The sequence below is a fragment of the Micromonospora sp. NPDC049799 genome (assembly GCF_040656655.1).
Classification (GTDB): Bacteria; Actinomycetota; Actinomycetes; order Mycobacteriales; family Micromonosporaceae; genus Micromonospora.
Map to the genome: position 1 here is coordinate 1 of NZ_JBFAMU010000867.1, position 1,265 is coordinate 1,265.

Sequence of the window (1,265 nt, forward strand, 5' to 3'; positions counted from 1 at the left end):
CAGCCCGGCCAGCTCCCGTCCCTCCCCGGCGGCGGCCAGCTTCCGACCCTGCCCGGCGGGCAGGTCCCCTCCTTCCCCGGCGGTCAGGTGCCCGGCTTCCCCGGCGGGAACGGCGCGGACCGGGCCGGCGGCGGCATGGGCGGCCTGCTGGACGCCCGCGAACCCAGCGCCGAGCTGCGCGAGCTGCTGGAACGCGACAGCGACGACTACACCTGGATCGCCGCGACGGTCGGCGCGAACAACGCCTCCGGCTACCAGCTGGCCACCGGGGATCCGGTGATGGCGGTCGGCGGGTTCAACGGCAGCGACCCGTCACCGACCCTCGCCCGGTTCCAGGAGTACGTGGCCGACGGGCAGATCCACTGGTTCATCGGAGGCGGTGCCTTCCCCGGCACCAACGGCGGCAGCACCGCCTCGTCGGAGATCGCGGCCTGGGTGGCCGACACCTTCGAGTCGCGGACCGTCGACGGCGTGACCGTCTACGACCTCAGCGGCGGAAAGGAGGGCTGACATGACCCGCTCCACCAGCCCGCGGGCCGGTGTCCGGGCCCGGCCGACCGCCCCGACCGCCGTGCTGGACGTGGTCGTACCGGTCTACAACGAGGAGACCGACCTCCGGCCGTGCGTCCAGCGGTTGCACGCGCACCTGAGCGCGCACTTCCCGTACCCCTTCCAGATCACCATCGCCGACAACGCCAGCGTCGACGACACCCTGAAGGTCGCCCGGGAACTCGCCGCGGAACTGCCCGGCGTCGAGGTGCTGCACCTCGACGCGAAGGGGCGCGGCCGGGCGCTGCGGGCGGCCTGGTCGGCGTCGTCCGCGCCGGTGCTCGCCTACATGGACGTGGACCTCTCCACCGACCTGGCGGCGCTGCTGCCGCTGGTCGCCCCGCTCATCTCCGGCCACTCCGACCTGGCCATCGGCACCCGACTCGCCCGCACCTCCCGGGTGGTGCGGGGCGCCAAGCGGGAGGTCATCTCCCGGGCGTACAACCTGCTGCTGCGGGGCACCCTGGCGGTCCGGTTCTCCGACGCCCAGTGCGGCTTCAAGGCGATCCGGGCGGACGTCGCCGAGGGACTCCTCCCGCTGGTACGCGACACCGGGTGGTTCTTCGACACCGAACTGCTGGTGCTCGCCCAGCGGGCCGGCCTGCGCATCCACGAGGTGCCGGTGGACTGGGTGGACGACCCGGACAGCCGGGTGGACATCGTGACCACCGCGCTGGCCGACCTGCGCGGCATCGGCCGGCTCGCCCGGGCGCTGG

The 1,265-nt window shown here is 73.9% G+C and carries 1 protein-coding gene and 1 pseudogene; both read left to right on the top strand.

The annotated features are described in order from the left end of the window. Positions 1 to 510 (top strand): annotated as a pseudogene (locus tag AB0I76_RS30210) (glycosyl transferase); the annotation flags it as partial. A gap of 1 nt (position 511) precedes the next feature. Further along, positions 512 to 1,265: dolichyl-phosphate beta-glucosyltransferase (locus AB0I76_RS30215; protein WP_357042631.1), on the top strand; the 754-nt coding region annotated here is incomplete at its 3' end.